The organism is Anaeromonas gelatinilytica (assembly GCF_016820635.1).
Taxonomy (GTDB): Bacteria; Bacillota; Clostridia; order Tissierellales; family SIT17; genus Anaeromonas; species Anaeromonas gelatinilytica.
In genome coordinates this window covers 22,613-29,990 of sequence record NZ_WSFU01000057.1, presented here as the reverse complement: position 1 = coordinate 29,990, position 7,378 = coordinate 22,613, and the positions used below count along the sequence as shown (strand labels likewise).

Below are 7,378 nucleotides of genomic sequence, written 5' to 3'. Positions count from 1 at the left end.
TTAACTTATAGAAAGTAATACTATGTAACTTTTATGTTACAAATATATTGTACTAGGAGGTAATATTATGTATGCCTTATTTTTAGTATTAAATGACATTACAAAGTTAGATAATATAATGGAAATTTTTTATACCACAAAAGTTGGAGCTACGACTTTTGATAGTGTAGGTATGGGAAAATTTCTTTTAGAAAATCAATTGAAAGTACCCTTTTTTTCATCTATTAGAAAAATAATTAATGAACAAGATGCTTTCAATAAAACAATAATTAGTGTAATAAGAACAGAAGACAAATTAAAAGAAGCTACATCTAAAATAAAAAGAGAATTAAATAATTTTGAGGAACTCGGAGTAGGATTTATGTTTGTAGTTCCAGTAATCGAATGTTATGGATTAAATGCTGATACATTACTTGAAGAATAATATAACATTCTAAAATAAAGCTGAAGATATAAGATTATACCTTCAGCTTTAATAATTAATATTTTCTCTTTAATAATCTCTCAGTTATTTCATATATAATTTTTTTACTTTCACAATCCGGTAATTCATTTATTAATGTAAAAGCTCTTTCTGTATATCTTAAAGCTAATTTTTTAGCCCTTTTTAACCCATTAGAAAATTTAATTATATTTATAATTTCTATAACATCATCATCTGAAATTTCTTTCTCTGCCATTAATTCTTCCAAGTTTTTATCCTTTTCCAACAATGTATATATTATTGGTAATGTAAAAAATCCTTGCTTTAAATCATTTTTAATACTTTTACCTAAAGTTTCTTCTTCCGCTGTGTAATCTAATATATCATCTATTATCTGGAAAGCCATACCAATATTATATCCAATTCTTCCTAAAGTTTTGATAATTCTTTCATCACATTTTGCTTCACTAGCTCCTATATAAAAACTCATAACAAAAAGTGCCGCAGTCTTTCCTGCTATTATTTTCAAATATCTTTTCACAGAAACATCTTGTCTGAACCTAAAATAATATTGTCTTATTTCTCCCATGCATATTTGAGCTATGACTTTAGATATTTTTTTCATATTTTCCATTGAATAATCATCAGAAAGCATTAAAAAACACTTAGAAAATAAATAATCTCCCATATATACTGCATAATCCTTACCATATTTAAATTGAATTGTAGTTTGTCCCCTTCTTAATTTAGATTCATCTATTATATCATCATGAATTAATGTAGCCATATGAAGCATTTCTATAACTGCAGCTAAATTTTCACTCTTATTTTTATCATATTCTCCAAACTTAGATGCTATTAGTAAAAAAGCAGGTCTTAACATTTTCCCATCAGAATTTATCAAATCTAATAAAGGTTTTTCTAAATATTTTTCATTACTTTTAACATTTTTTTTCATTATTCTTTGTACATCCTCTAATTCCTTTTGAATAAGAGGATAATTGTCCCAAAATTTATTCATTTTATCACCCTTGATGTATCCTTTTATATTAATAATTTATTTTAAATAAGCCAGTATTTTTTAAAATTTTCAATATATAGCTTACAGTTATACCTACAAAAAAACCTGTAGCCACGCCTGAAATAAGCAATACCGGTAAATATACTACTATTTTTAAATTATGAATGACAAAAGCAGCCATCAATATTTGTCCTATATTATGAAATACTGCCCCAACGATACTTATTCCTATGATGCTTATTTTATCTTTCCCTATTCTTTTTAGCAAATACATAATAAAAAAGCTTAATAATCCACCTGATAAGCTAAATAATAAGCTAGATATGCTTCCTCCCATTAAATTGGACATAAGTACTCTTAATACTACTACCATAAAAGTTTCTTTGAATCCAAATATAAATAAAGAAACTAATGTAATAATATTAGCAAGTCCTAATTTAGCACCGGGAATACCAAAATTAAAGGGTATCATCCTCTCTACTAAATAAAGAACTAATGCTTGAGCTACCAATAATGCTATGATTACAATTTTTTTTGTTCGTGACATAGTTCTCCTCCTTAGTACGTTGTATCATCTATTTCATCTTCTTTTTCCCCTTTAATTTCTACTACAACTTTATTGGGAAGACATACTAACATTTCTCCAGGATTACTAATAAATCCATCCTCAACACAAATTTTATCAGGACAATCTGAATCGATAATATCTGCTCCATTATTATATAATTTTATAATATTTCTTCCTAATTCTGTCTCTATAATAATTTCTTCATCTATATCATTAGTCAATTGATAACTATCATATAATTCACCATTTACATAGATTTCTGCTCTTTTATTATTAAAATCAGTGTCCCTTTCATATTCTATATATAAATATCCTGCCAAAGCAATAGAAAGTACTATAATAATTATTATTAAATCTAACTTTTTCATATAAATTCCTCTCTCTAAACATAGTTTTCCTATATAGTTTATCAAGTTTTAAATCTTTCATCAAATTTTTCTACTAAAATAAAATCCTTTCGAAGTTCTACTCCGAAAGGACATATATAACTAATCTACATATAGATAAGTTTTTCTAGCAAAAGAGGTCTTATTCCACCATTTCTTTAAAGCTGGTAATACATAATAATCTAATCCAAAAGCTCTTCCTGCCCCACCTATTAATGCTATTCCTGCTGCTAAGAACCATAACATTTCTAAAGGTGCCATTCCAGAAGACCATATCATTATACCCATTACTACAGATACAATTGATGCAATAGCTGTAAATAAACCTGCTATTAATAATGCACCAATAACTACTTCAGCTATAACCATTCCTGTTTGGAATATAGTAGCTAATACAGTATATTCGCCATCAGCTGTGTAAAAGAATACATCCATAAACCAATCCATCATATTTTGAATAAATTCTGGTACTGGTAATGCCGTTACTGTCTCAACAGCTTCCTCTGCAGCTTCCCACTCAGATGCTCCCGATGTTCCAGATGTTGGAGGGGCTGGTATTAAAAATATATTTGAAGGATCTGACAATATATCAGGTAATTTAGCAAGACCTTCTTCTAACCATTTGTATCCAACAAATATTCTTAAAGGTACTAACCAAAAATTAGGACTTCTAAAAGAAAAATGTCCTCCCAATATTGAACGATTATCTCTAATTGTAAAGAATTCATGTATAATATATGACCAAACTACATTAAATCCACCTACACCGAGTAAATAATGTATATTTACTATATGTTTCATCATCATAGCAAAGAATCCTGACATAGATATATTACCTAAATGAGCAACAGCATATCGTCCCCCAATAGATACCATAAATCCGTGATAATTAGATTTAAAAGTTTCTTTTGCTTTATTATTAATATCAGCTTCAATATTATCTACTGCAGTTTCTGAAGTTTGAAGTGCAGTCTCAACTATCTGCGGTATAGGTCCTTCATTTTCTTCTTCAAAATATGAATTATCTCCAATAACATATACATTATCATGATCTACTGACTGCATATATTCATTAGTTTGTATACGACCTCTTTTACCTAATGTAAGTCCAAGATTTGCTGCAAAACTACTTCCTTGTACTCCTGCTGTCCATATTAATGTATTAGTTTTTATTGTTTCTCCATCTTTAATATCTACAGAATTAGGAGTTACTTTTGTTATAAATGAATTAGTATAGATTTCAACATCTAATTTTCTTAGTCTATTCTCTGCTTTTGCTATAAGTTTATCATTCAATATAGGAAGTATCTTTGGTAATCCTTCTACAATCTTTAATGTAACTTCTCTTTCGTCTATATTATAATCTTTGCAGAGTCTTTTTTTCCATTCAGCAAGTTCACCAATAGTTTCAACACCAGTAAAACCAGCTCCTGCTACTACAAAAGTAAGCATTTCCTTTCTTTTTTCAGCATCATTTATTGTACTAGCTTGTTCGAACATACTGTGAAAATGTTCCTTAATTTTTACTGCATCATCATAAGACCATATTGTGAAACTATGTTCTTCAGCGCCATCTACACTAAAAAATGCTGGCTCACTACCGGAACCTAATATAAGATAATCATACTCATACTCACTCTTATCAGATACAAGTTTCTGATTATCAAAATCAATCTTATCAATTTTATCAGTTACAACATTGATTTTCTTCTTGTCAAATATTTTTTGTAAATTAACTTTCACTCCATGTTCAGCAATTCTTCTACCGGCTACTTCGTGTAAGTCTGTAAGTAAAGTATGATATGGATTCTTGTCAATTAAAGTAATTTCTACTTCATGATTCTTCTTAAATTTCTTATGAAGTAATTTAGCTGAATTAACACCGCCATATCCAGCACCTAAAATTACTATTCTTTTTTTACTCATCGTGTGCCCCCTCTTTTTATTTCGTTAACAAATCATATGTTTGTTTTGTCAGACATATAACTAATACAAATATAATTATGCCATTTTGAAAATAAGCTTAAGTATTGATAATTATATATTAACTAATGATTGTTAATAATGTGACTAAAATACATATATAACATTACACTAGATATTATAACATAATTCTTGTGATATATCATTTCTTTTATCTTATAAATATAAAAAATTTATAAAATTATTTTGTCAAATAATATGTTATAATTATCCCTAGTATTAATATAGATTGGAGGACTAAATTATGATAGACCGTAAAAAATATATTTTTCTACTAATTATACCATTTATTCTAATATTTGTAGGATGCTCTGATAAGAAAAATTCTTCTAATTCTCAAGAACCTGTATCTGATAATGCTTTTTATTTAGGTACTATAATAGATATTTCTATATATGATGATGTTCCAGAAGGAATATTTGAAGAACTTTTTGATAGAATTGAAGATATTGAAAATAAAATGAGTTTAAATATAAAAGACAGTGAAGTAAATGAAATCAATAAGAATGCTGGTAAAGACTTCGTGGAAGTTTCTTCAGATACTTATGATGTAATAGAAAAAGGAAGATACTATTCTGATATAACCGATGGTCATTTTGATATAACAATTGGCCCTATAGTTAATCTTTGGCAAATAGGTACTGAAAATGCTAGAATTCCATCAGAGAAAGAGATTGAAAATAACTTACCTCTTATTAACTATGAAAATATTTTATTAGATAAGAATAATAAAAGTGTAAAACTAAGTAAAAACAATATGATTTTGGACTTAGGAGGTATTGCTAAAGGTTATGCAGCCGACGAATTAGCTAAAATCTTAGATAAAAATAACATTAATCATGCTATTATAAATTTAGGAGGAAATGTATTAGCTATAGGAAGCAAACCTGATGGATCTCCTTGGAAAATAGGTATACAAAATCCCTATGAACCTAGAGGTCAACATATTGCTGTAGCCAAGGTTGAAAATCAGACAGTAGTTTCATCGGGAGTCTATGAAAGAAATTTTGAAAAGAACGGAACACTTTATCATCATATTCTAGATCCATTCACTGGATATCCTATTGAAAATAACATTCAGGGAGTAACAATAATTGCTGATAAATCTTTTGATGCAGATGGACTTTCTACAGGTATATTTGCTCTAGGATTAGAAACCGGCATGAATCTTGTAGAGAAGATTGATGGTGTAGATGCATTATTTATAACTAATAATAAAGAAATATATATATCATCTGGATTAAAGAATAATATTGATATCACTAATAATGAATTTAAATTAATGAATGATAAATAAATATGACAAATCCCACGGAAATTTCCGTGGGATTTATTTTTATTTAGACATAAGACTAATTCTAATATCCACAACCTCTACTAAATCCTCTTTGTCCTCGTCTACCATTTTCTTTTCCTAAACCCATTCCAAAGCCATATCCTTCTTCAGGGAATCCATTTTCCTCATGATATGCTTCCATTTCATGAAAATGTTCAATATATTCGTCTGCTTCTTCTTGAGTTAAAATACCTTCTGTAACAGCATTCTCAACTCTATCTTTTTTCCACTCAATCATTTCATTAAACCAATTAGGTGTTTTTTCACTCCCATCAGCAAAAGCTATTGCCCCTACTGAAAAAACTAATAATGATAAAAGTAAAGCTCCTATTAATTTCTTCATAATCATTCCTCCTAAATGCTTTATTTTGTAATTATAAGTATAAAATATAATTATGAATAAATTATGAAGATTAATTATTAGATTCTAATTTATTTGCAAAATAAATACTAGTACTTGGAAATGCTATTCCTACATTTTCTTCTTCTAATATATTTATAATTTTAAAATTAATATTTTCTTGTATTGATAAGAATTCTTCATAATCAGAAGTTTTTGCATAATATTGAATAAGTATATCAAGACTACTATCATTAAATACTTCAAATTTAGTTATAATAAGTTCATCATCAACTTTACTATGCTTTTTCAACATACTATTTATTTTTTCTACAACTTTTTCTATTTTTTCTGAAGTAGTAGAATATTCTAACCCTAAATAAAATTTGACTCTTCTAATACCTCGTTGAGAAAAATTCGTAATAGCTTCTTTTGATATCTTTGAATTAGGAATTGATACTAATGCTTTCTCAAACGTTCTAACCTTTGTACTTCTAAAGTTAATATCTTCTACAATCCCTTCTATTCCTGCTCCTACAATCCAATCGCCAATGTCAAAGGGTCTATCCATAATTATTGCCATTCCTCCAAATGCATTTGATAATGTATCTTGAGCTGCCATTGCTATAGCAATACCTCCTATGCCTAAACCAGCTATAAAAGCACTTATACTATAACCAAATTCCTCTACAATAATAGCTACTGCAATAGCTATTATAATTATCCTAATTACTCTTATTAATAATGGCTTTAATATTCTTTGACTCTTAATGTTCAATTTCGAACCAATTTTTTCATGTATTATTCCATATGTCCCAGCAGCATTATATAATCCCCAAGTTATTAATATTATTATAGATACTCTAAACAATTTAGTTATACTGTTCTCAGTACCTTCAGAAAAGGGTAGATATATAAGGGCTATATATAATCCTACAAAAATAATAAATATTTTTAAAGGCTTTTTAAAAGATTCAACCATATCATCATCCAAACCAATTTTTGATTTTTTTGTAAATGAACGAACTATTTTAAATAAGATATTTGTTATTATAGGACTTAATATTAAAAACAGAACAAATATCACAATAGATATTCCTAATTCTATAAAAGATGCTATGAAATTATTATCAAAAAACTCAACTAATAAATTTAATATTCTCAATTTATTTCCTCCTATATTAATATGAATACAGTGTAATATATATTATAACTTATTTTACATGTATTACAAGAAATTTAATCCGTTTTTAAAATATGCTCTATACACTGATTAATCACTTTATCTTTATGGTATAATTAATAATATACAAAAATAGT

8 protein-coding genes are annotated in these 7,378 nt (G+C 27.5%); 2 read left to right on the top strand and 6 right to left on the bottom strand.

The window, feature by feature from the left end; all coding sequences use genetic code 11:
- The first annotated feature begins 67 nt into the window (after positions 1-67).
- On the top strand, positions 68-424 hold the full coding sequence (locus GOQ29_RS04520; protein ID WP_203371447.1) for a hypothetical protein: 357 nt from the start codon (positions 68-70) through the stop codon (positions 422-424).
- Positions 425-479: 55 nt separating this feature from the next.
- Here the strand turns inward: GOQ29_RS04520 and GOQ29_RS04515 are convergent, their stop codons facing one another.
- The 4 genes from GOQ29_RS04515 to GOQ29_RS04500 form a co-directional block, all read right to left on the bottom strand.
- On the bottom strand, positions 480-1,445 hold the full coding sequence (locus GOQ29_RS04515) for a polyprenyl synthetase family protein (RefSeq protein ID WP_203371446.1): 966 nt from the start codon (positions 1,443-1,445) through the stop codon (positions 480-482).
- Between the two features lie 28 nt (positions 1,446-1,473).
- Positions 1,474-1,992, bottom strand: coding sequence for a Gx transporter family protein (locus GOQ29_RS04510; RefSeq protein WP_203371445.1), 519 nt, complete (start codon positions 1,990-1,992; stop codon positions 1,474-1,476).
- 11 nt (positions 1,993-2,003) lie between these two features.
- Positions 2,004-2,381, bottom strand: a complete 378-nt coding sequence (locus tag GOQ29_RS04505) for a NusG domain II-containing protein (RefSeq protein ID WP_203371444.1) — start codon at positions 2,379-2,381, stop codon at positions 2,004-2,006.
- A gap of 120 nt (positions 2,382-2,501) precedes the next feature.
- Positions 2,502-4,325: an FAD-dependent oxidoreductase gene (locus GOQ29_RS04500; protein WP_203371443.1), complete on the bottom strand. Its 1,824-nt coding sequence runs from the start codon at positions 4,323-4,325 to the stop codon at positions 2,502-2,504.
- Positions 4,326-4,626: 301 nt separating this feature from the next.
- Between GOQ29_RS04500 and GOQ29_RS04495 the strand changes: the two genes are divergently transcribed.
- Positions 4,627-5,679: an FAD:protein FMN transferase gene (locus tag GOQ29_RS04495; protein ID WP_203371442.1), complete on the top strand. Its 1,053-nt coding sequence runs from the start codon at positions 4,627-4,629 to the stop codon at positions 5,677-5,679.
- Positions 5,680-5,740: 61 nt separating this feature from the next.
- On the opposite strand, the gene GOQ29_RS04490 is transcribed toward GOQ29_RS04495, so the two are convergent.
- Positions 5,741-6,061, bottom strand: coding sequence for a DUF2680 domain-containing protein (locus GOQ29_RS04490; RefSeq protein WP_203371441.1), 321 nt, complete (start codon positions 6,059-6,061; stop codon positions 5,741-5,743).
- 70 nt (positions 6,062-6,131) lie between these two features.
- Positions 6,132-7,223, bottom strand: a complete 1,092-nt coding sequence (locus tag GOQ29_RS04485; protein ID WP_203371440.1) for a mechanosensitive ion channel family protein — start codon at positions 7,221-7,223, stop codon at positions 6,132-6,134.
- Positions 7,224-7,378 lie beyond the last annotated feature (155 nt).

What these genes read in the sequence shown, in the direction of transcription:
- GOQ29_RS04520 (WP_203371447.1), top strand. Translation starts at nt 68, where the DNA reads ATGTATGCCTTATTTTTAGTATTAAATGACATTACAAAGTTAGATAAT.
- GOQ29_RS04515 (WP_203371446.1), bottom strand. Translation starts at nt 1,445, where the DNA reads ATGAATAAATTTTGGGACAATTATCCTCTTATTCAAAAGGAATTAGAG.
- GOQ29_RS04510 (WP_203371445.1), bottom strand. Translation starts at nt 1,992, where the DNA reads ATGTCACGAACAAAAAAAATTGTAATCATAGCATTATTGGTAGCTCAA.
- GOQ29_RS04505 (WP_203371444.1), bottom strand. Translation starts at nt 2,381, where the DNA reads ATGAAAAAGTTAGATTTAATAATAATTATTATAGTACTTTCTATTGCT.
- GOQ29_RS04500 (WP_203371443.1), bottom strand. Translation starts at nt 4,325, where the DNA reads ATGAGTAAAAAAAGAATAGTAATTTTAGGTGCTGGATATGGCGGTGTT.
- GOQ29_RS04495 (WP_203371442.1), top strand. Translation starts at nt 4,627, where the DNA reads ATGATAGACCGTAAAAAATATATTTTTCTACTAATTATACCATTTATT.
- GOQ29_RS04490 (WP_203371441.1), bottom strand. Translation starts at nt 6,061, where the DNA reads ATGAAGAAATTAATAGGAGCTTTACTTTTATCATTATTAGTTTTTTCA.